General features: G+C 58.1%; 20 protein-coding genes. 12 read left to right on the plus strand and 8 right to left on the minus strand.

Annotated elements, in window-relative coordinates; all coding sequences use genetic code 11:
* The first annotated feature begins 45 nt into the window (after positions 1-45).
* Complete coding sequence (locus tag ACILSI_RS06665) at positions 46-4,149, plus strand: hypothetical protein (protein WP_395721097.1); 4,104 nt, start codon at positions 46-48, stop codon at positions 4,147-4,149.
* 28 nt (positions 4,150-4,177) lie between these two features.
* On the opposite strand, the gene ACILSI_RS06670 is transcribed toward ACILSI_RS06665, so the two are convergent.
* The 3 genes from ACILSI_RS06670 to ACILSI_RS06680 are packed head-to-tail and all read right to left on the minus strand — an operon-like array spanning position 4,178 to position 7,621.
* On the minus strand, positions 4,178-4,966 hold the full coding sequence (locus tag ACILSI_RS06670; RefSeq protein WP_395721076.1) for a succinate dehydrogenase/fumarate reductase iron-sulfur subunit: 789 nt from the start codon (positions 4,964-4,966) through the stop codon (positions 4,178-4,180).
* 18 nt (positions 4,967-4,984) lie between these two features.
* Positions 4,985-6,901, minus strand: coding sequence for a fumarate reductase/succinate dehydrogenase flavoprotein subunit (locus ACILSI_RS06675; protein ID WP_395721077.1), 1,917 nt, complete (start codon positions 6,899-6,901; stop codon positions 4,985-4,987).
* An 18-nt stretch (positions 6,902-6,919) separates the two neighbouring features.
* Entirely contained in the window at positions 6,920-7,621 is a 702-nt protein-coding gene (locus ACILSI_RS06680) for a succinate dehydrogenase cytochrome b subunit (protein ID WP_395721078.1), read from the minus strand.
* A gap of 442 nt (positions 7,622-8,063) precedes the next feature.
* Between ACILSI_RS06680 and ACILSI_RS06685 the strand changes: the two genes are divergently transcribed.
* From ACILSI_RS06685 to ACILSI_RS06715, 7 genes are all read left to right on the plus strand, one after another.
* Positions 8,064-8,648: a hypothetical protein gene (locus tag ACILSI_RS06685; RefSeq protein WP_395721079.1), complete on the plus strand. Its 585-nt coding sequence runs from the start codon at positions 8,064-8,066 to the stop codon at positions 8,646-8,648.
* 12 nt (positions 8,649-8,660) lie between these two features.
* Positions 8,661-9,326: a hypothetical protein gene (locus ACILSI_RS06690; RefSeq protein ID WP_395721080.1), complete on the plus strand. Its 666-nt coding sequence runs from the start codon at positions 8,661-8,663 to the stop codon at positions 9,324-9,326.
* A gap of 18 nt (positions 9,327-9,344) precedes the next feature.
* Positions 9,345-10,445 (plus strand): hypothetical protein, encoded by a 1,101-nt coding sequence (locus tag ACILSI_RS06695; RefSeq protein ID WP_395721081.1) that lies wholly within the window; start codon positions 9,345-9,347, stop codon positions 10,443-10,445.
* On the plus strand, positions 10,417-10,929 hold the full coding sequence (locus tag ACILSI_RS06700) for a hypothetical protein (protein ID WP_395721082.1): 513 nt from the start codon (positions 10,417-10,419) through the stop codon (positions 10,927-10,929). The genes ACILSI_RS06695 and ACILSI_RS06700 overlap by 29 nt, the downstream gene beginning before the upstream one ends.
* Positions 10,926-11,462 carry a type II secretion system protein gene (locus ACILSI_RS06705; RefSeq protein ID WP_395721083.1) on the plus strand — a complete coding sequence of 179 codons (537 nt, stop codon included), beginning with the start codon at positions 10,926-10,928 and terminating at the stop codon, positions 11,460-11,462. The genes ACILSI_RS06700 and ACILSI_RS06705 overlap by 4 nt, the downstream gene beginning before the upstream one ends.
* Positions 11,463-11,530: 68 nt before the next feature.
* Positions 11,531-13,405 carry a hypothetical protein gene (locus ACILSI_RS06710; protein WP_395721084.1) on the plus strand — a complete coding sequence of 625 codons (1,875 nt, stop codon included), beginning with the start codon at positions 11,531-11,533 and terminating at the stop codon, positions 13,403-13,405.
* A 24-nt stretch (positions 13,406-13,429) separates the two neighbouring features.
* A complete protein-coding gene (locus ACILSI_RS06715; protein ID WP_395721085.1) occupies positions 13,430-14,584 on the plus strand; it encodes a type IV pilus twitching motility protein PilT in 1,155 nt (384 codons plus the stop codon).
* A 129-nt stretch (positions 14,585-14,713) separates the two neighbouring features.
* Here ACILSI_RS06715 and ACILSI_RS06720 read toward each other — a convergent pair whose 3' ends face one another.
* Complete coding sequence (locus ACILSI_RS06720; protein WP_395721086.1) at positions 14,714-16,150, minus strand: UTP--glucose-1-phosphate uridylyltransferase; 1,437 nt, start codon at positions 16,148-16,150, stop codon at positions 14,714-14,716.
* Between the two features lie 109 nt (positions 16,151-16,259).
* Here ACILSI_RS06720 and ACILSI_RS06725 point away from each other — a divergent pair, with 109 nt between their 5' ends.
* Positions 16,260-16,880 (plus strand): LON peptidase substrate-binding domain-containing protein, encoded by a 621-nt coding sequence (locus ACILSI_RS06725; protein ID WP_395721087.1) that lies wholly within the window; start codon positions 16,260-16,262, stop codon positions 16,878-16,880.
* 86 nt (positions 16,881-16,966) lie between these two features.
* On the opposite strand, the gene ACILSI_RS06730 is transcribed toward ACILSI_RS06725, so the two are convergent.
* The 4 genes from ACILSI_RS06730 to ACILSI_RS06745 form a co-directional block, all read right to left on the minus strand.
* Positions 16,967-17,770: a fumarylacetoacetate hydrolase family protein gene (locus tag ACILSI_RS06730; RefSeq protein WP_395721088.1), complete on the minus strand. Its 804-nt coding sequence runs from the start codon at positions 17,768-17,770 to the stop codon at positions 16,967-16,969.
* Positions 17,771-17,783: 13 nt separating this feature from the next.
* Positions 17,784-18,110, minus strand: coding sequence for a hypothetical protein (locus tag ACILSI_RS06735; protein ID WP_395721089.1), 327 nt, complete (start codon positions 18,108-18,110; stop codon positions 17,784-17,786).
* 3 nt (positions 18,111-18,113) lie between these two features.
* Positions 18,114-18,884 (minus strand): phosphoribosylformimino-5-aminoimidazole carboxamide ribotide isomerase, encoded by a 771-nt coding sequence (gene hisA / locus ACILSI_RS06740; RefSeq protein WP_395721090.1) that lies wholly within the window; start codon positions 18,882-18,884, stop codon positions 18,114-18,116.
* 93 nt (positions 18,885-18,977) lie between these two features.
* Positions 18,978-21,437 (minus strand): VIT domain-containing protein, encoded by a 2,460-nt coding sequence (locus ACILSI_RS06745; protein WP_395721091.1) that lies wholly within the window; start codon positions 21,435-21,437, stop codon positions 18,978-18,980.
* A gap of 307 nt (positions 21,438-21,744) precedes the next feature.
* On the opposite strand from ACILSI_RS06745, the gene leuA reads away from it, so the two are divergent.
* The 3 genes from leuA to ACILSI_RS06760 form a co-directional block, all read left to right on the plus strand.
* Positions 21,745-23,409, plus strand: a complete 1,665-nt coding sequence (gene leuA, locus ACILSI_RS06750; RefSeq protein ID WP_395721092.1) for a 2-isopropylmalate synthase — start codon at positions 21,745-21,747, stop codon at positions 23,407-23,409.
* A 102-nt stretch (positions 23,410-23,511) separates the two neighbouring features.
* The gene (locus ACILSI_RS06755; protein WP_395721093.1) at positions 23,512-24,258 is read left to right on the plus strand and encodes a metallophosphoesterase; all 747 of its coding nucleotides are present in this window, start codon (positions 23,512-23,514) and stop codon (positions 24,256-24,258) included.
* A gap of 129 nt (positions 24,259-24,387) precedes the next feature.
* Positions 24,388-25,042, plus strand: a 655-nt coding sequence (locus ACILSI_RS06760) for a tetratricopeptide repeat protein (RefSeq protein ID WP_395721094.1), incomplete at its 3' end; no start/stop codon positions are given.

Raw genomic sequence — 25,042 nt, forward strand, 5'->3', positions numbered from 1 at the left:
CATGCCATCCAGCTTGGCAGCCTCGGACATGGCGGGAACACATGGATGGCGCAACAACTGCCCCAAAATCTTCAAACACGTTACGACAAGGCGAGCCGGAGGTTGTTCTCGCTGCTCGGTTCGACGGCCGAAAGCTACTTCTGGGACGGTCGGGTGAGCTACTGGGCCGGTCAGGTGGTGGAAATGCAGCCGGAACAGCAGCGCATCACTTCTTTCCATGCGGTTCCTGCGATGGGAAGCTGTTTTGCCGTCAAAGATGGACGCATTCATGTTGGCTTGGGCAACCGGGGAACGATCGTGAGTCGCGCGCTGAATGCTCAAGCTTGGGAACCGGAACGTTCGGTGGGTACGAGTGCCGACGGACGGCCCATGAAGCCCATCGACCTCGCCGTGGCGGAGGAAGCCGCGGTGGAGACGCTTCTCGTGGCCCGTCAGGAAGCGGGGTATTCAGGGGACTTGGCTCCGTTATGTGCCATCCAGGGCGGTGCGATATTGCCGGATACCGCGGCAGCATGCAATCAAGCCGTCACGGGTGGTGCCGGGCGTGTGCTGGGCGTGCGTTTTGTGAACTACCAGAGTTCGAAGCTCATGCGCTACACGCTGGGAACCTCCGGGCTGTTCCTTCAGCGGGAGGTGGCGCTTGCAGGTGAACTCCATGGTGTGCTGCATTATTCGACCGACACATGTTTCTACCACAAGTACCGCATTTCGCTGCTCTCAGACACGGCGACGGCACTCTATGGGACGCCACCTCCGTTCGGCGGTGCGCAGGTGGAGGGCGCTGTGCCTGATCCATCGTTGAACCGGCTTTACTGGCTCGACGCATATGCAGGAAAGCTCAACACGGACATCATCTCTGCTCCTTCGGGCATCTCCCAGAAGAATTGGTTTTATGGCTCTCAACGCGGAGATGCTTATGGCGGCATCTTCCGCTGGGGTGATTATGGACTTGTCACTGCCTCGTCCACCCAATTGGTCTTCAGTGAACATGCCGGCTTCATTCCGCCGCCGCCGGTCACGGTCACCCTGCCTGAGAGCCTGGCTGAAAATGGAAACACAATGATCGCCGGTGGCAGTGTGAGCATCCCGCGACCGGAGTCCTCTCCATTAACGGTGAATCTGGTGTCCTCACATCCAACTGCTTTGCAGATTCCTGCCACGGTGATCATTCCAGCCGGGGCGTTGACGGCCAGTTTTGACATCACCCCGATCTCTGACCCGTCCCTCACAGGGCCTAAAAAGGTCACCATTACCGGTTCGGCGAATTTGTTCAGCTCCACGACGGCGACCACTTGGGTGACAGATGTCCAGAGCACCGTCATTACGCTCTCCGTACCCGCAACGCTGGCTGAAAACGCGGGCTATCTGTCCACAGCGGGTTTGCTGAGCATCGGTCAGGCTCTGCCAACGCCGCTAGAGGTGCTCGTAAGTTCGAATCATCCCACAGTGCTCGGCGTGGTTTACTCGACGACAACCAGCGCCCTCGTCACAATCCCGGCTGGCCAGACCTCGGTAACCTTTGGTCTCGGTGTGAATGACAACTCCCTTTTGGATGGTGACAAGGCGGTAACGCTCACCGCCACCGTGCCTGGGTGGTCGGCAGCCACTGCCGCGCTTGTTGTCCAAGACAATGAAGTTCCGGCGCTGGATTTCATGAGCTACCCTGTGGAAGTGCGTGAAAGTGCCGGTGCGGGCTTGGGACTGTATCTCACGTTTGGTGGCACACTGGTTGCCCCGCTCACCGTTAGCCTGTCCAGTTCTGACATTACAGAAATGGAGTTTGAGCAGTCCCAAGTCACCGTCCCGGCCGGCAGCGAATCTGTCACGGTGTATTTGAAAATCATTGATGACGACCTCGTCGATGGGGCGCAAAACTTGACCCTCACAGCCTCCGCGCCAGGTTTCACCACGGCCACCAAGGCAGCAATCATTCGTGACAATGAAGTGGGTGCTCTGGTATGGGGAAACGTTGGCGGGCCGGTGACGGCTGGAGCTGTTTTGAACACAGAGATAACGGCGCAGACCATCGATGGAGATCCGCTGGCCTATAACGGGCAGATCACTTTCAGCGCTGGAGGTCGTCCTCTTTCTCCGCTCAGCCAAACGGGGACGGGCGCTGTGGCGATGCGGCTGTTTCAGGCGGGCACGACGACGCTCACGGCCACCCTGGGCAGCATCACGGCCACCGCGCTGCCTGTCGAGGTTGTGGCGGGTGAAGTTGGGGGATTTCAATGGTCTGGAGTTCCTTCGACGGTGCTTCAAAACGCCCCGTTCACGGCCCAAATCCGTGCTTTCGATCTCTTTGGCAACGCCATCACCAGTTTCAATGGCACAACTGGTCTCAGTGCTCATGCTTCGCAGCGCGAAGCCCAGATCGGCGGTGGTTCCAGTTTCGGCGGTTCCAATCCTGTTTTGAACACCGCCTTCACACACGCTCGTTCTCAGATTCTCCTGAGAAGTTTTGAGGTGGGGGCCGCCGGAAAGCTCACTGCGATCTCCCTGAATCTCGCCAGTCTGCCGCCGCGTGCTTTTGATGACCTCACGATCCGCCTGAAGCACACAAGCCTCACGCTTTATCCCGCGGCCACATGGGAATCCTCCGGGTGGACGACGGTGCGCAGCGGCCCCTGGATGCCACTCTCAATGGGTTGGGTGCTCATACCACTGTTGGTTCCGTTTGATTATGACGGCGTCTCCTCGTTGCTTGTGGACGTCAGTTTCGCCAATGACGCACCCTCACAATCCCTGCTCTGCATGGAGACGTATGCTTCCGGCTCCCGTGCCATGCAGTTTGGTACGACGAGCAGTTCTTACGGCCCGCCAACGACGTGGGCGAATTCATCGCCGACTCCCTCTTACGCCTTGCGGCCGGATATTCGCCTCGAATTTGGTCGTTTGGTCAGCGTGTCACCTCTGACGACATCTTCCTTCGTGAATGGCGTTTGGTCCGGGGATCTCACGCTGGATGGAACCAGTTCGGCGGGCGTGATGCTTCAGGCTGCGGCGGGTTCTGCCACAGGACGCAGCGCCAGCTTTGAGCTTGGCAGGCTTCCTCTCGCCGTGCCTGTTTTTATCGCCGAGCCATCTTACACCGCAGGACTCTCCAACACCGTCGCCTGGCAAGGCGTGGAGGGTGCGGGAGCCTATCTGGTTCAACAGGCGTCGGATTCGAGTTTCAGTTCAATCCTTGCGGAAAGCGGCTGGATCACCGGCACGAGCCATCTCTTTGCCGGTCTGGCCGATGATACGGCGTTCTACTACCGCGTGAAAAACCGTCGGGCGGACGATCACGCCGTGGAAAGCGAGTGGAGTTCGTTTACCTCATCCACACAGGATGACAATGTGCCCGCTCTGACCATCTCCAATCTCACGGTTCAGGGTGAAATCCAGTCCAGCCGCCCTGTCATCTCGATCAGAGCAAGTTATGTCGACGCAACTTCACCAGGTGCATTGAGCTGTTCGGCCACTGTGCCTGGAATTCTCAATTCCACCATCACCCAACAGACGGGGGAAGGTTGGACTGGCACTTGGACTTCCCAAATCAACATGCCCGCAAGCGGCAGCGCCCAGGCAACGGTTACAGCCTCCGATGCCGTGGGCCAAACCTCTCAGCTAATCATCACCCTTGTCCGTCTTACCGATGCAAACTCGGATTCGCTTTCTGATGAGTGGCAGCAGAGTTCCGGGTTGCTCGTCTCCGGCTTATCAACCGAGGACATCGGCCCTCTTGGCGATCCAGACCATGACGGCATGAACAACTTCATGGAAATGGCTCGCGGCTCGCATCCGCTCAGCACGAGCACCGTCATGGACGTAATAGCACGTCAACCCGGGACATTTTGGAGCAGCACTGTGCTGTCCTTTGACCGGCGTCGTGGTATCGACACCGACTTAAAATTTGAGCCGCAATCAAGCACCGACCTTTCAAGCTGGTCGACCGTCACAAACCTGTCTGAGACCGTGGTGCCCAATCCAGACGGCCTCACAGAGCGTGTGACCTGGAGCATGCCTGACAGCACCGGTGGCATTATCATCATCGGCCTTGGAGGTGGCATTGGCCTTGGAGGCGGCATCACCCTTCCGTCGGCACCCTCCAAAAAATTCTTCAAGATACAAATGTCGGTGCGTCCCCCGGAGGTCGCTCCTTGAGAGCGCATCGATATCCTGCGAGGAACGATCAATCTCCGCCACCAGCGACCTTCGGCGAGTTGCCAAAGGCGTCTTTGACAGCAGCAATCGCGTAGTCGCGGTTGAGTTTGGTGATCCAGCGCACGCTGATTTCCTTCGGGCAGGCAGCCTCGCACTCGTATTGGTTGGTGCAGTTGCCGAAGCCTTCTTTGTCCATCTGACGGACCATGCCGAGTGTGCGGCGGTCTTTTTCTGGCTGGCCTTGGGGCAGTGAATTGAGCTGACCGGCCTTGGCGGAGACGAAGAGCATGGCGCTGGCATTTTTGCACGCGGCCACACAGGCACCGCAGCCGATGCACTCGGCCGCATCCATCGCCGCATCGGCGACTTCTTTGCCAATGGGCAGGGCGTTCGCATCTTGGGGCGCGCCCGTGCGCACGGTGACGAAACCGCCGGCCTGCTGGATGCGATCAAACGCACCACGGTCGATCATGAGATCCTTGAGCACCGGGAAGGCCTTCGCGCGGAAGGGCTCGACCCAGATCGTGTCGCCGGTGCGGAACTTGCGCATGTGGAGCTGGCAGGTCGTCGTGGCCCTCTCGGGGCCGTGCGGAACGCCGTTAATCTGCATGGAGCACATGCCGCAGATGCCTTCGCGGCAGTCGTGGTCGAAGGCGACGGGATCTTGGCCTTTGGAAATGAGGCGCTCGTTCACGATGTCCATCATTTCGAGGAACGAGGCATGATCCGGGATGTCCGGAGCTTCGATGTCCTGGAAGTGACCGGGCTGGCCTGCGTTCTGACGCCAGACTTTGAGGTGAAGATTGAGTTGGGACATGGGACGTTGAAAAGGGCGTTATTTGTAACTGCGGACGGCGAGGTGGACTTCTTCGAAGGCCAGCGGCTCTTTGTTGAGTTCGGGTTTTGCGAAGTCGCCGGTGTATCCCCAGGCGGCGGCGTAGCTGAAGTTTTCGTCGTCGCGTTTCGCCTCGCCATCGGGGTATTGGTGCTCGGTGCGGAAGTGACCGCCGCAGCTCTCTTCGCGGTTCAAGGCGTCGAGGCAGAGCAGTTCGGCGAACTCCATGAAATCGGCCACGCGTCCGGCTTTTTCGAGCTCGGGATTGCAGGCGTTGCCGCTGCCGGGGACGACGACGTTGTTGTGGAATTCCTCACGCAACTCGGGGATGCGTTTGAGAGCCTCGGTGAGGCCGGCGCGGTCGCGTGCCATGCCGCATTTGTCCCAGACAAGGAGGCCGAGTTCGCGGTGGAAGCTGTCCACACTGCGTTTGCCTTTAATGTCGAGGAAACGCTTCGTTTGGGCGGTGCAGTCGGCGACGGCTTTCTTGAACTCAGGGTGCTCGCTGGTGACGCTGCCGGGCTTTTGATGCACGAGGTAGTTCGCGATGGTCGTCGGGATGACGAAATAGCCATCGGCAAGACCCTGCATGAGCGCGGAGGCACCGAGACGGTTCGCGCCGTGGTCGGAGAAGTTCGCCTCGCCGAGCACGTGGAGGCCAGGGAGGTTGCTCATGAGATTGTAGTCCACCCAGAGACCGCCCATCGTGTAATGCACGGCAGGGTAAATGCGCATGGGTTGCTTGTAGCCGTCTTCGCCAGTGATCTTTTCATACATGGCGAAAAGATTGCCATAGCGCTCGGCGATGGTCTTCTGGCCGAACTGCTGGATCGCCTCGGCAAAGTCAAGATAGACACCGCGACCGCCAGGGCCGACGCCGCGTCCGTCATCGCAGGCTTCTTTGGCGGCGCGGGAGGAAATGTCACGCGGGGCGAGATTGCCAAAGCTCGGATATTTGCGCTCCAAGATGTAGTCGCGGTCAGCTTCAGGGATTTGTGCCGCGGGCTTGCCGACATCGGCTGCGTTTTTCGGCACCCAGATGCGTCCGTCGTTGCGCAGCGACTCAGACATGAGCGTTAGCTTGCTTTGATAATCGCCGCTCACCGGAATGCAGGTCGGGTGGATCTGCGTGTAGCAGGGATTCGCGAAGAACGCGCCCTTCTTGTGCGCACGCCACGTCGCGGTGACGTTGCAGCCCATCGCGTTCGTGGAGAGATAGAAAACGTTGCCGTAACCGCCCGTGCAAAGCAGCACCGCGTCACCCGCGTGCGATTCAATTTTGCCCGTGACGAGATTGCGAGTCACAATGCCCTTCGCGTGGCCGTCCACGGTCACGACATCAAGCATCTCTGTGCGCGGAAACATCTGCACGCCACCGGCTGCAATTTCCTTATTCAAAGCGGAATAAGCACCGAGCAGAAGCTGCTGGCCGGTCTGACCGCGAGCATAAAACGTACGGCTTACCTGCGCGCCGCCGAATGACCGATTCGCCAGCATGCCGCCGTATTCACGGGCGAAGGGAACGCCCTGAGCGACGCATTGGTCGATGATGTTCACGCTGACCTCGGCCAGACGATGGACGTTGGCCTCACGAGCGCGGAAGTCGCCGCCTTTGACGGTGTCGTAGAAGAGGCGATGCACGCTGTCGCCATCGTTCTGGTAGTTTTTCGCAGCGTTGATGCCGCCCTGCGCTGCGATGGAGTGCGCACGACGGGCGCTGTCCTGGAAGCAGAAGCATTTCACCTTGTAGCCCAGCTCCGAAAGCGTCGCTGCTGCCGAGGAACCGGCCAAGCCGCTGCCCACGACGAGTACGGTAAACTTACGCTTGTTCTTCGGATTGATGAGCTTCGAGTCCTGCTTGTGCTTGGACCACTTCATGGCCATCGGGCCGGAGGGAATGTGTGAATCGAGTGACATGGCGAATCGCGGAAAAGATTAGCGGACGTAGCCGAGCCAGACGGCAAGGACGATGGAACAGTTGCCGACGAGGATCAGACCGGCGAAGGCATACCCGGCTTTCTTAAAGAGAGGTTCGGTCTTGTCTGTGCTGATGCCGAGCGTCTGGAAGAGGCTGCTGAAACCGTGGCTCAGATGGCTGGAGAGCAGCAGCATGGCGATGATGTAGAAAATCGACGCCGGTGCCCAGGAGAAGCCAGCGATCACCATGCGGTACACGTCATGCACCGTTTCGCCGTGCAGGACGGTCTTGTAGGTGTCGTAATCATTGCCCACCCGCACCGTGAAGTGCAGCAAGTGATAGACGATGAAAGCCAGAATGGTCAGACCGCTCCAGATCATCGTGTGAGAGGCCTTCCCACTCACCTGCGCCTTGTGCTTGCCATACGCATCCTTGCGAGCTGCCCGATTTGCCTTGGTGAGCTGAATCGTCGCCACAATGTGAACCACCACTGCGGCGAGCAGGCCGATGCGTGCAATCCAGACACCGCCGCCGTGCAGCGCGGTTTGGAGCAGATGCCCGTATTCATTGATGGCGTCTTTTCCGGCAAAGATCAGCAGATTACCGATCATGTGGCCGAACACGAATCCGATCAGTACGAGGCCGGTCAGGGCCACTAAAATCTTCTTGCCGATGGAGGAGGCGTAAAATCGCGAAAGGGAGTCAAAAACAGCGCTCATGTGGGGAGGAATTCATCATGGGCATACGTCACGGCGTTGCAACCGGGATTCAGGTTTTCATGCTCCGCAGAGGCGGAAATGTTGCGCTCAAACTGTCTTTTGAGGCCTCTCTTGCGGTGATGCAGGCATGGCATGGATGAACTGGGCCATTCTTGTGCAATGTTGGTTCATTTCGGCGGCAAATCCAACGAAGGGCGGGTGGTTGGGGTCTTAAACTACAGCCACTCTGCTTGAGGGGGGCGGTGCTTGCTTCTTAGTGAGCTGCTTCTTAAGTTTTGATAAAGAGTTATTTATGAGTGAGATTTGCCTATCTGTTGAGGTCATCCTTCGAGGACAAATGAGTTGTCAACGGAGTGCCCAAGCCGTATTTAATGCACAGCGGAATTCCGAGTCGGGCGCCCAGCAAAGCCCGCGTGTTAGTCCAACCAAACCATCCACTGTGATGAAACCCCAAAACAACAGGCATTTCTCTATTGTCATGCTGCTTGTTCTGACTGCCGCAGCCAGCCCTGCATTTGCCGACATTCTTCTGGGTGGACCAGGCGTGCCTGCCGGCACCGTCATTTCGACCAAAGTTCCGTTCAAGTTTGATTTCCAACTCACCAATTCCTACAAGTTCGTGATGACGGGATTGGAAGCCAAGGGGGACACTTTGGGAAACAGCGGCACGGGCGATAACAAACAGTTTCATTTACAGGCCACGGTTTACGATGACAACACGAGCAAAAAAGAACGCACCGACAGCCTCTATTTCAGGGATATTGCCGATTTTAACGCCTCCCCCTTGCAGACCTTGGTCATCTCTCCCTCGGTCGTGTTTAAGGCCAGCAATTCCCCGATCACCATTTTCATCGAATGGTCGGGGGAGGGCAGTGCCAAGAAAGCGAATGGTATCTTTAACATTCTTGGGGAATACCAAAAGGATCCGCCCAAGCCTGTGGGCACCCTCAGGTTCCTCACAGGGGATTTCCTGCTTCTCGAGCCCGGGGTCAAACCTGAGGGAGTTGCCACCATCACCCGGGAGTAAACTTTCCAAGCCATGAACTCAAATACCCAGTTTCGTTGCGTTTGTCTTCTTGCGGCCTTTGCCCTGGCAACGCTGCCGTCTTGCCGTTCCGTGAAGCTCCATAGCCCAGATGCTGTCGCCGCGTCAAAGATTTCCCCTGTCAAACCCATGACCGCCTCCCCAAGGGGGCGGGCTCGTGTCGCAGGAGAGACCAAGCGGCCCCAGCGTGACGTTTCGCCCGAGTCCAAGGCGCGGGATGTCATTTCTGACGCAAAGCTGAGCGAACTCATGGCGGAAGCGCCTCGAATGAAGGATTTCATGCCTGCGAAGTTGAAGCCGGTTGGGGACTCGCGTCCGAATCCTGATGTGTCGGCATACAGCAACTCCATCATCCTATTTGATGGCGACAATCACACCGTGGTTCCTTATGGGGCCATCCTGAACCTGCCGGAAAAACTGCGCGAACGTGTGGTGGCCGCGCCAGCGGGAGGCTTTCTCCTGTGGCCGAGTTTTTTGAAACGTAATGAACTATGGCTCGCATCGCGGGAAGTGCCGCTTGAAATGGCCAAAGGAGACAAGGAGGCGGCCTCAGCCATCATAAGGAATCTGACGGAGAGCCCCAAACTTTTGGTATCGGTTTATCGAGGCAACCCGATCAGCATTTTGGAAGAGGAGCAGGTCAAACCGGGTAATCGTTGAAAACGCGTAATTTTGGCCATGATCAGAAAACGCCTCCTGCTACCCACGTTGCTTTGTGGCGGCCATTTGCTGATGGGCGCCCCCCCTCAATCGTGGGTCAGGCAGACGGTGCTGGACAGCGGTCTGATCTATGACATTCCGCTGGATGCCACGAAAGCGACCAACTCCTTTTCGGCGGGGCTTGAGATTGGTGAACAGGGCTCCCTTTTCCAACTCTTTGCGACTGGCACGGCCTGGGACTCCACGATTTATTTGTTGGACTCCAAACTTCTGCGCACCTACGCCCCTGCTGCCACCGTCGAGGTGGAAACTGAAGACCCGTATGTGCGTGGCGACGCATCCGGTCCGAATCAGATTCGCCGCACGCGGGCAGACCGTCCGTTCAATGTCAACATCACAGTCAGCGGCCTGGTGCCTGGTGGCGATGATGACGCCGAAAGATATGTGTACTTCGCCTGCAATGGCACCAATTATGATGCCACCAGTTATTCTGGCCTGAATCAGAGCTCTTATCTCATCCAGGAAAGCAACTTGGAAAACGGAACTCACAACATCGGGCCGGTGTATCACGAGCTTACTTCAGCCTCCCCTTCGCTTGGATGCGGCGAGCAAAGCTACAAAATCATTCGTTATGCTTCCGATGGCGTGCCCGCCACCATCTTGGCCGAGCCCAAGGTGGAAATCTGGCCTGTGGCAACTGCCACGGTCGAGAACATCGAGGCCGGCAAGCTTTACATCGACCGACTGCCGACGCTTATTTTAAACCTCAATCATCTATACCCTGATTCACGGACATACGCCCAGATTTATAAAGGGGCTGCTGTTTTGGGCACTGCGGGAAGCGTTATCGGTGGAACCGAGCTGCGGTACGGACGGCATTACAACCCTGATCTGGCCGAAGAACCCACGAATGTCCCGCAGACCCAAAAAATATCTATCACCGATCTTTCCAATTATGCTTACCGTGACGGCACCTACACCCTTGAGATTATCACCGAGACCCCGTTTTTCGGACGTACTACCGAAAGGCTGTTTCATGTGACATTTCAGGTGGATCGCATCATTTCCGCGCGTGGGCAGATCAGTTCGGATGAAAAGCCGTCCTCACCAAGCCCATAATCTCGAAAACAGGTTTCATGAGAGCAAACTGCCAGCCATGGACCCGTTGGGGGAGAAAAGATCATCAGGGCAGTCTTTTGATGGAGGTGTCCCTGGCCTTGGGACTCGCGGTGATCGTGGCGCTGCTCATCATGAGGGCATCCTGCTGGCCATTTCAGGCAACCAGTGGACGATGATGCAAACACTTACCGATGCTTATATGACCAGGGAGACAGCCCTTTCAAATAGAACTCCGTTGGCGGACGTGATTGCCGACAGTTCTCCCTGGCCCGACTGGTCGTCGCGTTCAGAGCAAAACGTCACCCTGGGGAAAATGCCGGGGGGCAGGGTGGTTCAGGCGTCACTGACGCGCTTCCGGGTCAACATACCCGGCGACCCTGATTCCGAGGCCAATTTGAATGTGTTTCGGCTGTATTCTGTTTTGAAATATCAAATCGGAGAGAAGGAGTATGTGAAAAGCCGGTCAACCTTGCGCATGCAATGAAAAGCCCTCCCCAACAGGCATTTCCTGACCGCAGAGCCACAGGCTTCACTCTGCTGGAGCTTTCGACCGCTATTTCATTGATGCTTGTGCTGGCAACCGCGCTTGTGGTGATCATGCAGCAGCATCTGACGTTTATGGAGATGGCTCAACGTCAGAAATTTCTGACCAATGACGCGCCGCAGATCGGTTCGCTGCTTGGACGTATATTCAATCAGGCGGACCACTATTTTGTTTATGCCAGTCATGACTCAGCCATCGCCGGTGATGCTCCAATGCTGAGCGGTGGGAAAGCTGTGAGGTTGTTTTTTTATGCAACAGACCAGACCACCAAGGAACGGCTTATCGCGGTGGACAGCAGCGGTGGCACCACGCGGCTAAAATTCTACACACTGCATCTGGACGGGTCTGAAACCTCCTGGGTTGTCAGTGACAAAATCACTGACGCGACTTTCAGCGCGAGTGAAGGCATCCTTGCAGCCACCCTGCAAGGGCCGAACGGTGAGGAGATCACTTACAGCGGGGGGGCAAGATGAGGAGCCCGCGATCCCGTGCCGGTTTTGCGGCACTGCCCTCAGTGACGCTGCTGGCGCTTCTGATCATCTTGAGCCTGACGCTGCTCTTTCGGCATATGTTGATCAACCAAGACGAGGCGTCCTTCGCACAATTGAATCTGGACTATCAGCAGCGCGAGGATTCGCTGATGCGGGCGATTGTGGCCATTTTTCCAGGAAAAGCGATCGCATGCATGAAGGCGGACCATGCGGAATCTGAGGAGTATTCTTGGAAACGAATCTTTTCAGAGGCGGTCACTCTGTCGGCCGCCTCAGAAAGGCTGAGCCCTGAACTGGCTGAGAGTCTGGGGGTGGCGGCCTCACGCAACGCGGACGTCGGCGGACATTCCAGCGTTCAGATCGAAAGCTGGATCACCTCCCTCAGTGGCGTCGCGGACCGCGTGACTCCTGGAACTGCGGCTTTTGCGTCCGTTTTTTCAGAACCCGCCTTCGCAGGGAAGGTGCCACCGAGGCTTGCCATGAGCCAGACGCTTCAGGAGGCCGATGCCGTACGCCCCATCGTCTCACTCGAAAAGCAGTACGGCACTCAGGATTCGGGTCTGCTGGCAGATGTCACCAACTACCCGCTCTATAACTTGATTCCCTATCCCAACATGCGTTTTGGCTACGCGGCTCCAGGGCAGCCATTTGTGGCCAAACACAATTGGTGGGCCTTCACGGTGAACTACGGGAATTCCGCGCGAAGCCTGGCCAAGAATTACATTCTATCCTTGTATGAGATTCCCTCACAGATGCCCATTGAGGCGTCAACGTTCGCGTCCATAGGCAGACACGAGGATGGAACGACCTGGAGCAGCAGCCAGATCAGCATTGACGGTACAATCTATGCCAAACAACTTGCTGTGGAAGGTTCATTTGGTGCCAGTCGCCTGGCTGGAGGCAGCAGCATTGACATCACGGACAGCGTGAGTCTTGGCGGCGTGAGTGTTAGCAACTCCTTTGATGCCCTGGGAGTGAGAGAGCAGTTGCAGGCTGACAATGGCTCTGACAGCCTGCCAGTGGCCCTTGCGGCAAACTCTGGCAGGCTGGCCTTCCTGCCGATTCAGCCCGGCAGTCTTTTCCTGCAACGGCCTCCTAGTTCGCCGACTCCCACGACGTGGCAAAATTACGCGATCGGCGCGCAGCGTTGTGCGGTCACGGTCGAGGCGCTTTCAATGGTGAGTTATGAAAACCAGACGCCTGTTCGCATTCGGGTGCGCTTTTTGTCCCCTTCTGGCACGGCTATGGAGGTGATTCTGGAGCGCGGAAACAACTGGCCCAACATTTTTGAGGCAGGTGGAGACGTGATACCATTCCAAACCGAGCTAACGGACAGCAACCGCTCATGCCTTACGTTTCGCGCGTCACTTTTCAGCGCCTGGCTGCAGACCTATGCAGGGGGCTCCACCGCCATCAACAGCAGCATCCACATAAGCACTGCAACCGCGGCAGCAGGCGCGGATGCCACGGTCAGGGAACAGACCGCTTCTCCAACTCAGGAGGACATGTGCGTCATTTTGCGTTCCGGCAAAGATCTGACCGCCTTCACCCGTGGGCTGTCCGTCGTCTCACCTCTTCGTGTGTATGTGGGAGATGACCTGAACGACGTCGCAGTCTCCGCGCCGTCGGGGTCAGGCCTGCCACTCGGCTCTGAGTTTTATCCGCCCATGTCGATCTTTGCGGCGGAGGTCAGGGTGGGAACCACTTCATTCACCCGGCCTATCGAAGTCATCGGGCAACTTGGCACTCTCGTCACGGGCGGAGCTTCCAATTGGAAGCCCTTGGACATCAAATCTGGAGCGGACGACGCAGTGCATGCCGAGATGATCAACGCCCAGCTTGCCCCGCTGCGAAGCCCTGCTGAACTGCCGCCAGTCCACCAGATGAACTGGCTTGTCGTGATTGAGGAAATCTTGTCTGACTGATTTGAACCCGCTAAAAAATACGAAATGTCTGAAACTAAAACTCACGCCGGCCTCTTTGGAGAACTGGCCTCAATGTATTCTGACAGGGAGATATCCGATGTCCAGATACGCTCCGGCGGGTTGATCTATGTTCATACCAACCGTGGATTGGAAACGGTCGAATCTTTAGGCATGCAGCAACCGGGGGTTGTTTCACAAATCGCGGAGGCATTGTTTGCCAGTCAGACTGAGGAGGTCTGGGCGGGCATTGAAACGACCAACACGGGGGAAAAAATGTGGAACTTGGTCAAAGAAAAGCGGGTGATTGACATGAGTTGCGAGCAGGGGGTACTGGGCGCTCCTGTGCGCATGCGCGTGCAAATTCACCTGAGTGAGCATGGCCTTGGAATTACCTGCCGGTGGCTTCGCGCCAAGATTTCCCAGCTTGAGTCGCTGGGCATTGAGCCAATGATTGCAGACAGCCTGCGGGAGCTGATTCAGCGCAGGTTCGGACTGGGGTTGATCACCGGCCCCACAGGCTCAGGCAAGTCCACGACTCTGGCCGCCTTGCTGGACTGGGTGCGCAGAAATTTCCAGAAGCATATCGTGACGATTGAAGATCCCATTGAATATCGGTACGACTCCATGATGGAGGATCCGAATCAACCTGGACAGCAGGTTTACTGTCCGTCACTGGTCACGCAGCAGGAGGTGGGGCGGCATACAAAGTCTTATCAAAGCGGTTTGAAGGAGGTGCTTCGCAAGGCTCCACATCTGATTTTGATTGGCGAAATCCGGGACCGGCAGACCATGGAAACATGCATCGAAGCCGCTCAAACAGGCCATTTTGTCCTGTCCACGTTGCACACCCGCGGCGCGGTCAAAACCTTTGACCGAATTCTGGAATTTTTTCCCAAGGAGCAGCATTCAGGCATTCTTCACCGCCTGGGTGAAACCATGACTTTCGTGTTGTCACAAGGGCTTTTGACTGGGTTTGCGGGGCGTGTCTTGGTCACGGAATATTTGCAGAACACAAGCGAACCTGTGTCCTCCGGCATCCGAGCCTATGATGGTAGCGCCACTTCGCTGGCTGATGCGTTAAGATGCAAAGGGAATCAGCGGTGGGATCAATCACTGATGAATTTGTACCGCGAGGGCCACATTCCTGAAAATGTGTTCAATGCTAACTTGATGGGTTGATCATCTGCCGCTGTAGCTTTTGGATCAAAGGAGCAAGCCGCAAACCCAAGCCAGACGCATGACCGCACCGTGCTAGGACATGCTGCAATCTTTGTTTGAGCAATTGCGGCGCTGGGGTCCAAGTCGATGTCAGTCCAGGCTGATCTTCCCTTCATGCTCGCCGGCTGGCAACTTCACGGGTGTGCTCGTGTGGTTGTGAATCACGGCGTCGCCTTTGAAGATGACGCCAGGACCGCACTCGACCGGGCCATGCACCAGCAGGCTGCGGCAGCGCAGCAGGCTGGGCGTGTGCGGGAAGTTCAGTTCCAGGCCATCCACCAGTTTGCAGAGCTTTGAATCGAGGTGCAGATGAGGCGGCTGTCCGTTGCGGTCGGGGTGCAGCCGCAGGCAGAAGTCCTCGGTGAGTTCATAGGCGTCTGAGCGCACGGCCAGAAGATCGCTGGTGGTCTTCACAGGGGCAAAGCGCCTGCGCGAGACCTCGATGGCACCCGCGCCCTGAAAGCACTCGATGGCCGCGCCCATCGCGGTCTCCACCTGAACGACCGCAGCTGAGCTGCCATCGCGTGGATCGACTGTTTTCTTGTTCATGATCGGCGGCAGCGGAATGAGGCCGTCATTCGCTTCGAGCGCGGCTTTGAGTGCCTGGAGATCAATCCACAGGTTGTTCGTGTTAAAGTAGCGATGCAGATCGACGTTCTGAAAATGCCACTCGTCCTCCTTCGGACACTGCGCGGACTCACGCAGCAGGAAACGACCGTCCCGCAGACGGACCGCGAGATGTCCGCCCTTTTTATCTGACTCGGTGCGGCGGGTGACCTCCATCGCAAACGGCATGCCGCTGTCTGCGAACCACGCCAGGATGGCCGGATCGAGCGTGGCACCGAGGTTGTCGGAGTTCGACACAAAGGCATAACGCACACCACTGCCAAGCAGGCGATCCAGCCAGCCTGAGCCAACGAGGCAGGCATAGATATCGCCATGGCCGGGCGGGCACCATTCATGATCGGGATTGGCTGGCCATGCGGCAGGCTCAAACGAACCGGCCAGAACCTTGGGCACCTTGTTCTGCATCAGTTCCCACGTTTCTCGTCCGCCCAGTTGGGGAAAGCGCGCTGCGAGATGCGCTGCCGTGTCTGCCGAGGTGCTGAAGCTGTTCATCAGCATGAAGACCGGCACCGCGCCTCCCGTCTGCTCGCGCAGACGAAGAATCTGCCGGGCGATCAAATCGAGAAACGTGTCCGTGCCCCGCACCGGCAGCAGGGACTTGGCTTTCTCCAGGCCCATGCCGGTGCCTAGGCCGCCGTTGAGCTTGATGAGCACGGTTTGCTGGAGCAGTTCGGCGGCACGATGCGCGGTCGGTGCCTTGAGCGCATCCGCGCATGGCAGATCCTTGGCGGGTGCGATGGTGGCTTCGGGAATCATCCCAGTCTCTCCAGCCAGCAGGGCTGTGTAGCTGCCGCGAAAGGCGCGGATGGCGGACTCACTCAGGCCTGCCGCCTGCATTTTCTGACGAAAGGGCGCAAAGGATGTTTCGATGCTCTCGGGAGTGCGGATGGGATCGCTCATTTCATGAGGCTAGAGGATCAGCGGGGCGTGGCAAATGATGATTCCTTGCACATGGCTGGAAACACCGAACCATGGGGCAGATTCAGGCGTATCCCGTCGCATCTGATACATGGACATCTCCTCGAAGACATTTTCCGCCAGTCAATTCGTGCTGCCACGCACGCTGCCCATGATGGTGCTCGATGGCTGCTACCATTTTCCGGGCTGCCACCTGCCGCTGTTCATCTTTGAGGAGCGCTATCGCCTCATGCTGGACCACGCGCTGCGCACCGATCGCATGTTCTGCGTGGGGGTGAGCGATGGCGACGACGACGTGCTGCCCGTTGTCACGGCGGGACTGATCCGTGCCTCGATGAAAAATGCGGACGGCACCTCTCAGGTCATGCTGTTTGGAGTGAACCGCATGCGCATCACCGGCTGGGAGCAGTTGAAGCCCTTTCGCATCGCACGGGTGGAGCCGCTGGTGGCGAAGCATGCGCTGCCCGAGACGCTGCGTGAGTTGAAATTGCGGGCGCTCGAACTTTTGCCTCTGCCCACCAATGACAGTTGTGACAGCATGCACAAGCTGCGCAAAGGGCTGGAGCAGATGGACGAGGACGAAACCGTCTGCGATATCATCGCCTTCCACTTTTTGCGGCATAAGGCCGGACTCCGTGCTCTGCTCGAAGAAGTTTGCCCGCTGCGTCGCTACGAGCGCTTGATCAGCGAGCTGGAGAAGGCGCAGGATTGAGTTTTCTCCACATGTTTTAATGAGGAAGACAGGAATGCAAAATTCCTACCTTCCTGTTTTCCTTATTTGACACTTCTGGGGTCGGATCAGCCCTCATTCCGCACCGGATTCGTCAGCGTGCCGATCTTTTCGATCTCCACGCTTACCACATCGCCATCCTTCATGAACACCGGCGGTGTGCGGGCCATGCCCACACCATGAGGCGTGCCAGTGAGTATCACCGTGCCCGGCATCAGCGTGGTGCTGCCACTGAGGAACTCGATCAGCGTCGGCACATCGAAGATCATGTCGTTTGTGTTCCGGTCCTGCATCGTCTCGCCGTTGAGCACCGTCTTGATCGCGAGGCTGTTTGGATTCGGAATCTCATCCGCTGTCACCAGCACAGGCCCAAGCGGGCAAAACGTGTCGAAACTCTTGCCACGGCACCACTGGCCGCCGCCACCTTGCTTTTGCCAGTCACGGGCGCTCACATCGTTCGCGCAGGTGTAGCCCAGCACATGTTTCAAGGCGTCCGCCTTGCTCACATTCTTAGCCGTCTTGCCAATGATGACCGCCAGCTCGCATTCGTAGTCCACTCGGTCGCTCTTCAGACGCGTCGGTAGCAGGATCGGGTCGCCCGGATGCTGGATCACATTCGGCAGCTTCATGAACACCACCGGATGCTGCGGGATCGCCGCTTTTGTCTCCTCCGCATGAAATTTGTAGTTCAACCCGATGCAAACGATCGCGAACGGCTGGATCGGCGCGAGTAGCTTCACCACCTCCGCTTTTCGATCCGTCACGCGATGTTCACCCAAGATGTCGCCTTCAATGATAAGCGCCGTTCCATCGGCCTGTTGCGCGGCGTGTGCGATGTTTCCCTGCGAGTCGTTGTAGCGGATGATTTTCATGGGTGAAGAGGAGTCAAAAGGTCTCGAAGTTATGGTGCGTGAACACGCCGCTCGTATCAAAGTGGACATTGATGTAGGCAAAGGCAAACCGCCGAGCATACGACCATTGCTCTCTTTTGATGTAGTGTCTGCCCTTGACCGTGTAGCTTTTGCCCCCTGGGAAAATTTGATCTGGTGGACCCAGAATCTGTCGAACGTCTGATGCGGACATGCCAGGATGAAGCAATGCCAGCTTGGCCGGAGAAATAGGTGGCTGCAAAGAGCGGACGACAAGCAGCGAGATGATCACCGTCATCCCCAGAGTTGCAACAATGCGGGCTCTACGCGTTCCAGATTTCATAACTCAGGCAGTGCGCCGGTTCCAGGTCACCAATTCGTCGTATTTGGCCCCGGTGCCTCCAAACAAATCCAACGCGCTGCCCACCGTGCCGTCCACGCGGCCATGGCTCAGCTCGTCCATGCGTTTCAAGTCATCCAGGTGGCGAATCCCGCCCGCATACGTCATTGAAATTGGCGAATGCTCGCCCAGGAAGCTCACCAGTGCCTCGTCGATGCCCTCGCACTTGCCCTCGACATCCACCGCATGGATCAAAAACTCTGAGCAGTGCCCGGCGAGCCATTTCAGCGACTCCGGTGTGACGTCCAGCGTCGTCAACGTCTGCCAGCGATTCATCGCCACCGTCCAGCCTTTCGCCGTGGCTTTGCAACTGAGGTCGATCACGAGTTTTTCGCGTCCAGCAGCCGCGACCATCTTTTCCAGCCGCGTTTCACTGAAGGTGCCGTCGGTTTCAAAGAGATAACTCGTCACGATCACATGACTGGCCCCCGCATCGAGGTATTCCGCCGCATTGCATGGCCGGATGCCGCCGCCGATCTGCAAACCGCCCGGATAAGCCGCTGTGGCCGACTTCGCGGCTTCTTCATTGCCCTTGCCAAGCAAAATGACGTGGCCGCCGGTCAGTCCATCACGCTTGTACAGCTCCGCATACCACGCCGCGTCGCGATCGCTCACAAAATTCGTCTTCAGTCCTGTTCCATCATCGCGCAATGATGAGCCGACAATCTGCTTCACGCGGCCATCGTGGAGGTCAATGCAGGGGCGGAATTTGGTCATGAGGAGGTCAAGGAGTAGTCAAGAGAGTCAAGGCGTGGTCAAGAGGCCATGCGGCCACCTTCTTGACTCCGTGGCGGCGCAGCTTTGACCGCTTCACCTCCGCCGCCGGTTCAACGCCAGCAATCCTAGGACCAGTAGCAGTAAGCTTGAAGGTTCGGGCGCGGCGTTGGTGGGAATCTGCGGTGCGCTGCCGGCATCCACGGGCTTGAGACCGGCGCGGTCGTATTGCTGCTGATTTTCGAGCACGACGGCACCGGAGTACGGTGTCACCAATTGATGAGCCGCTGCCTTCTTGGCCTGATCTTCGGGAACGCGATCACGTCCCTGAAAAACGGCCATCACTTCACGGAAAACGGCGTGGCGGGCCAGTTGGTCCCACACTTCCTTGCCATCCGCAGGCGGTGTGGCGGCACGAGAGACACGCGTGATGGTTCGCGGTCCGGTGTGGATGTTCAGCAGCGTCGCGGTCAACTCATCCGCGCAACCACCAATCCAGCGCAGACCGCCGAAAACCGGCGCGGCGTCATAAAGCTCTTCCAGCAGCTTGTTGCGGCCGTGCTCCAGTTCCAGGGCGTGTATTTGCGGCGGCGCGCTACCTCGCTCGAGGAGTTGTTTGATCACTTCCTTGCGGCTGAGATCGGCAGGTTGGGGTCCGTGCAGCCAGATAATCGTCGCAGGAGTCGTGGAACCGCGCAGGCGTTGCAGCGCTGCTTTGAAGGCAGGCAGAGCATCGCGACCGCCGGTGAAGTTCGCGCTCTTTAAATGGCTCTCAATCTCCGCCACGGGAACTTCGAGCGCCTCACCATCGGTGCTGGCCCAGATCGTCAAGGGAGCCTGCGTCGCCAGCTTTTGCAGCGCTCCGCGAATCGTTGCCGCATGCTTCTGCAAGCCTGCCGAGGCGTCCACGATGACAAACACGGGTCGCTTGGTATTTGAATCGGTTGCTGGCGCAGGGGAGCGCTCGACGATGACGACGGGCTGATCTTTGCCGGCGAGTTTGTCGGTCGTCCATACCTTCGGCAGCGGTTTTTGCTTTACACCGAAGTTCAATTTCGCCAGTTCGACCTGCGGCACCTCCGCCTGCCATGTCCAGGCACCATTTTGGGTGGCGACGGCGTCTTTCCATACCCCCGCGATCTCCAGCGGCTGCGGTGACTGCACCCACACCGCATGCTTTACCGCAGCCGGGATGCTGAAGTTCCGCTCCACGATCAAAGGCATGAACAAGGCCGCCGGAGTCTGCGCGTCCAGCGGCGCGGTGATGCCGAGGCGGATTCTCATGCTGCCGCCGGGCGGCACGGGAAAACACTGCGTCAGCACACGATCCGGCCCGGCCATGTTCACCAAAACGGGATCACGCCGGTCCACGACCACCGTTTGACGATAGGCCTGCGTGACCTGCGAACGTGCGCCGAAGGCCGCCTCACGCGGTTCACCGTCGATCCACAGCGTCAGCCGCGAGACACACGCGCCCGGTGGCAGCAGCATCTGGCAGCGGGCTTCTTGCGCGTTGCGATGCCGATTGTGAAACTCCAGCGTCCATTCGCCATGAGCCAGCGCGGAATCCGCATCGACATGCCAGTCCATGCGCGACGACTGCATCGAAAGACCACGAATGCGCGCCCCCACCTCCGAGCCACCGCGATCTTCATCCCAGGCGAAGGTTTCAAAACGTTCGTCCTCGACCATGCGAAATCCTTCACGCATCTGGATCACGCCTGCAGGCGGGGGCACATCGCTGAAGGGCGATCCTGTGACGCGGAAGTAAAGCGCCCTCAGCGTCTCGCGGTCAAAGGAACCCGTGCGAATGGATTCATCACCGAGCCTGCTGAGTCCCTGGCGAATCAAGCCACGATCAAACAAATGCCCCAGCGGCCCGAAATGCCCCGCACCGCCGCCTGTGTAACACAAGCGCAGCAAAAACTCCTGCCGCCAAGGTGTGCGCAGCTTGGGCAGCGCCTTGGCGACGTCACCTTCTTGCCATTGCACCGCCCTCAGAGCATCGCGGATGTCCTCATGCACGCTCACCATCCGCCACTCAGCCACACCGGCGAGCAGCAGGCCTGCCACCAGTCCACCGCGCCAAAGCGTCGTGAGTTTTTTCTCAGCAAGCTGCCGTCGTGTGTTCACGAAGGTCATGATCCATGCCACCAGCGCCGCGAGTGGCCCCAAGGCAGCCAGCACGAGCGGAAATCCGAGCAACCCCTCAATCCCTCCCAGGACGAAAAACGGCGTGAATGGCAGCATGATCAGCCCGGCGATGTTCAGCGGCCCCATCGCCAGCACATAAAGGATCGAGGAGAACAATCCCGCGCCATGCAGGAAGGCGCCCACAGGCTCCCAAACGGTTCCGGGCTTCCGGCGGGCCATCCAGGGGGCAAAAATGGCCGCAGGCATTAACAGTACCAGCAGCACATGCGTCCAGGTCGGGATGGGATCGCAGTGCGTCGATGCGCAGGCCCGCGTGGTGAACTCCATGAGCAGCGAGTTCAGTGGAAGGATCATTCCCGCGCCGAGCAGGAGACGTTTGAAGAACACAAGACAGCCGTTCATGCGCCGCAGTCTAGCGGACCCGCCCTTCGCGAGTCATGCTCTTTTCTGTGAAATCGGGGTGAAGTCTTGGCGAAGCGCCCGTCCTCTTGACTCCTTGACGGCGCAGCCTTGACCTCCTGCCCTTCTCTGCTTTCTTCCGCCCGTCCATGACCTTCTCCGCACCGGCTCTGCTTCTCCTCTCCCTGCGACTTACGCAAGGGTAGGCGGCCCGCGTTTCCTCGTCATGCCTTCCTTGCCGTCACGTCACGGCAGCTTTTTATCCAGGCACCCTTCCGGTCCTTCTCAACTTCGTTACCTTCGTTTTCTCATGTTCCAAAATCCGTCCGCCAAATACCAGCGCTTCGATCCCGTCACGTTGCCGAACCGCCGCTGGCCGTCCCAAACCCTTTCCAAAGCCCCCATCTGGTGCTCCGTCGATCTCCGCGATGGTAACCAGGCGCTCGCCGTGCCGATGAATGTCTCGCAGAAGCTCGACATGTTCGATGCGCTGGTGAAATGCGGCTTCAAGGAGATCGAAGTCGGCTTTCCGTCCGCCTCGAACACCGAATTCAGCTTCAACCGCCGCCTCATCGAGGAAAACCGCATTCCCAGCGATGTGACCATTCAGTGCCTGGTGCAAGCGCGTGAGGATTTGATTGAAAAGACCGTCGAAAGCCTCATCGGGGCCAAAAAGGTCGTCATCCACATGTACAACTCCACTTCGCCCGCGCAGCGGAAGTATGTGTTCGGCAAGTCGAAGGAGGAAATCATCGCCGTGGCCGTCAAAGGCGCGCAAATGATCAAAGACCGCCTGCATCGCCTCACCGAGGGCGGCACGCATGTGACGCTGCAATACTCGCCGGAGAGCTTCAGCGCCACGGAAGTGGAGTTTGCCAAAGACATCAGCGAGGCCGTCATGGACGTGTGGCAGCCCACGCCGCAGCACAAGATGATCCTCAACCTGCCGGACACCGTCGAGGTCTGCATGCCCAACGTGTATGCCGATCAGATCGAGTGGATCTGCACCAACATCAAAAACCGCGAGAGCCTCATCGTCAGCCTGCACACGCACAACGACCGCGGCACCGGCACCGCCGCCACGGAGCTCGGCTTGCTGGCGGGCGCTGATCGCGTCGAAGGCACGCTGTTTGGCAATGGCGAGCGCACCGGCAATCTTGACATCGTGCAGGTCGCCATGAATCTCTACATGCACGGTTTGGACCCGAAGCTCGACTTCAGTGACATGAACGGCCTCATCCAGATGTATGAGCGCACCACCGGCATGACCGTGCCGCCGCGCCAGCCATACGCGGGCGAACTGGTCTTCACCGCCTTCAGCGGCAGCCATCAGGATGCCATCAAGAAGGGCCTCGCTGGTTACGAGCAGCACAAGACCATCTGGGACGTGCCCTACCTCACCATCGACCCGAACGACATCGGTCGCGAATACCGCGAGGTGATCCGCGTGAACTCGCAGAGTGGCAAAGGCGGCGTCGCGTATCTTCTCGAAAGTGAATTTGGCATCGAACTGCCGAAGGACATGCAGCGCGAGTTCGGTCCGATCGCGAATGACATCGTCGATTCACTCGGTCGCGAAGTCAGCGGCGCGGAGTTGAAGGACATGTTCTGGAAGGAATACATCGAGCGCGAGACGCCCTTCGCGCTCCACCACTTCCATGCCGACGGCGTGGACGGCGTCTTCACCTGCCGCTGCAGTTTGGTCTTCAACGGCCAGGAACGCGGCATCACCGGCCAAGGCAACGGCCCGATTGCGGCCTTTGTGCATGCGTTGATCAACGACGCCGGTGCGCCGGGCTTCGAAGTCACCACCTACCGCGAGCAAAGCCTCAGCAGCGGCACTGAAGCCAGCGCCCTCGCCTTCATCCAGATCAAAACGGCTGCTGGCAAGACGGTATGGGGTGCTGGTGTCGATACCAATATCGAACTCGCCTCCATCAAAGCCGTGCTCAGCGCGGTGAACCGAGCGGTGTGAGATTCCAAATCAACTGACAGCAAATGGGGGCAGAAAAATGGAGTGATCTGATTTTCTGCCCCCATTTTTCTGTCAGCTTCTGTCTCTGAAAGCAAGTGAACCATGAAACTTCACCTCCTCAGCGATCTACATCTGGAGTTTGCGCCGTTCACGCCGCCACAAACGAACGCGGATGTGGTGATCCTCGCGGGAGACACGTCGCCTGGGCATCATGGGGTGCGGTGGGCGAAGGAAACCTTCCCGGACAGGCCCGTGCTCTATCTGATGGGCAATCACGAGTTCTATGGGCATGACATTCCGAAGCTGACGCACAAACTCGAAGAGGAGACGGCGGGGACGAACATCCATGTGATGGAAAACAAGGCCGTCGAGATCGGTGACGTGGTGTTTCTCGGTTGCACGCTGTGGACGGACTTTGCGCTTGGGAACGATCCTTCCATCGGCGCACTGGTGGCGGAGGGGGCGATGAATGACTTCCGGCGCATCCGGTTTTATCCAGGTTACAGCCGGCTTCGAGCCGGGAACCTGCGGCGCATCCATGCGGACTCCGTTTTGTGGCTGCGGCAGCAGTTTGAGCAGTACTCAGGCAGGAAGATCGTCGTGCTCACGCATCACGCGCCCTCGCCACGCTCGATCCCGCCGAAGTTTCAGGGTGATCCGCTGAACTGTGCCTTTGCGTCCGATTTGGAAAGCCTTGTGCTGGCCTCCAACGCGCTGCTGTGGGTTCATGGGCACATTCACAGCCAGTCGGATTACCACATCGGCGAAACGCGCGTCATTGCGAATCCGCGTGGTTATCCGCGTGAGGAGGTGGGGCCGTTTCGACCAGACCTTGTCGTGGAGGTCTGAAGATTCAATTCAGCGGCTTCAGCTCGGGCAGGAGGAGCTCCTGGCCGATTTAGGCGGAATGGCTCGTTGCCACGTCCGAGAGTTTTCGTCTTGAATCCTCATAGGCAAACTGTCACGCTGTTGGCGGTTATGAAGCCCGCGTTCACATGCACTTTGGCGCTCCTGGCTGTTCTGCAATGCCAGGAAGATGCGCGTGCGCAACATTCAGCGCCTGTCACAGCGGCTCCCTATACAAAGGCCGTGCCGCCTGCGGCGGAGACGAAAGTGGCGGAGCTTCGTGCGGAGATAATGGAGCACGAGAAGGTCCTCGGAGCAGAGCACACGGAAACCTTGCGCACTCGCAACCATCTGGTCAATGCTTTGCGCGCCCAAGGCAAGCATGCGGAAGCCAGGGAGGAGCAACTTGCGCTGCAAAAGATATTGGTGCGCTTAATTGGGCCTGGACAGCCTGAGGTCTTGATGAGCCGTCTGGACCTGGCGATTGCCGCCATGTGGACTGATGACAAACCTGCTGAGCGTTTGCGGAAGATTCGCGCCCGTATTGTGATCGAGGAGAAGGTCTTCGGCTCGGAGCACCAAGACACTCTGCGTAGTCGCGGTAATCTAGCGAACGCGCTGTTTGCCCAGAAAAAGTATGTCGAGTCTGAACAAGAGCATCGAGCTGTGCTGAAACTCCGAGAACGTGTTCTTGGCGATCAACATCCCGATGTGTTCGTGAGTTGCTTCAATCTGGCGCTATGCATGGAAGAGCTGTACAAGCCTAACAGCCTGTTGAAAAAGAGGG

This window comes from Prosthecobacter sp., assembly GCF_044232965.1.
Classification (GTDB): domain Bacteria; phylum Verrucomicrobiota; class Verrucomicrobiia; order Verrucomicrobiales; family Verrucomicrobiaceae; genus Prosthecobacter.

Excerpts from the sequence above, each read along its gene's own strand:
- ACILSI_RS06665 (WP_395721097.1), top strand. The coding sequence starts at position 46 with ATGGCGCAACAACTGCCCCAAAATCTTCAAACACGTTACGACAAGGCG.
- ACILSI_RS06670 (WP_395721076.1), bottom strand. The coding sequence starts at position 4,966 with ATGTCCCAACTCAATCTTCACCTCAAAGTCTGGCGTCAGAACGCAGGC.
- ACILSI_RS06675 (WP_395721077.1), bottom strand. The coding sequence starts at position 6,901 with ATGTCACTCGATTCACACATTCCCTCCGGCCCGATGGCCATGAAGTGG.
- ACILSI_RS06680 (WP_395721078.1), bottom strand. The coding sequence starts at position 7,621 with ATGAGCGCTGTTTTTGACTCCCTTTCGCGATTTTACGCCTCCTCCATC.
- ACILSI_RS06685 (WP_395721079.1), top strand. The coding sequence starts at position 8,064 with ATGAAACCCCAAAACAACAGGCATTTCTCTATTGTCATGCTGCTTGTT.
- ACILSI_RS06690 (WP_395721080.1), top strand. The coding sequence starts at position 8,661 with ATGAACTCAAATACCCAGTTTCGTTGCGTTTGTCTTCTTGCGGCCTTT.
- ACILSI_RS06695 (WP_395721081.1), top strand. The coding sequence starts at position 9,345 with ATGATCAGAAAACGCCTCCTGCTACCCACGTTGCTTTGTGGCGGCCAT.
- ACILSI_RS06700 (WP_395721082.1), top strand. The coding sequence starts at position 10,417 with ATGAAAAGCCGTCCTCACCAAGCCCATAATCTCGAAAACAGGTTTCAT.
- ACILSI_RS06705 (WP_395721083.1), top strand. The coding sequence starts at position 10,926 with ATGAAAAGCCCTCCCCAACAGGCATTTCCTGACCGCAGAGCCACAGGC.
- ACILSI_RS06715 (WP_395721085.1), top strand. The coding sequence starts at position 13,430 with ATGTCTGAAACTAAAACTCACGCCGGCCTCTTTGGAGAACTGGCCTCA.
- ACILSI_RS06720 (WP_395721086.1), bottom strand. The coding sequence starts at position 16,150 with ATGAGCGATCCCATCCGCACTCCCGAGAGCATCGAAACATCCTTTGCG.
- ACILSI_RS06725 (WP_395721087.1), top strand. The coding sequence starts at position 16,260 with ATGGACATCTCCTCGAAGACATTTTCCGCCAGTCAATTCGTGCTGCCA.
- ACILSI_RS06730 (WP_395721088.1), bottom strand. The coding sequence starts at position 17,770 with ATGAAAATCATCCGCTACAACGACTCGCAGGGAAACATCGCACACGCC.
- ACILSI_RS06735 (WP_395721089.1), bottom strand. The coding sequence starts at position 18,110 with ATGAAATCTGGAACGCGTAGAGCCCGCATTGTTGCAACTCTGGGGATG.
- hisA (WP_395721090.1), bottom strand. The coding sequence starts at position 18,884 with ATGACCAAATTCCGCCCCTGCATTGACCTCCACGATGGCCGCGTGAAG.
- ACILSI_RS06745 (WP_395721091.1), bottom strand. The coding sequence starts at position 21,437 with ATGAACGGCTGTCTTGTGTTCTTCAAACGTCTCCTGCTCGGCGCGGGA.
- leuA (WP_395721092.1), top strand. The coding sequence starts at position 21,745 with ATGTTCCAAAATCCGTCCGCCAAATACCAGCGCTTCGATCCCGTCACG.
- ACILSI_RS06755 (WP_395721093.1), top strand. The coding sequence starts at position 23,512 with ATGAAACTTCACCTCCTCAGCGATCTACATCTGGAGTTTGCGCCGTTC.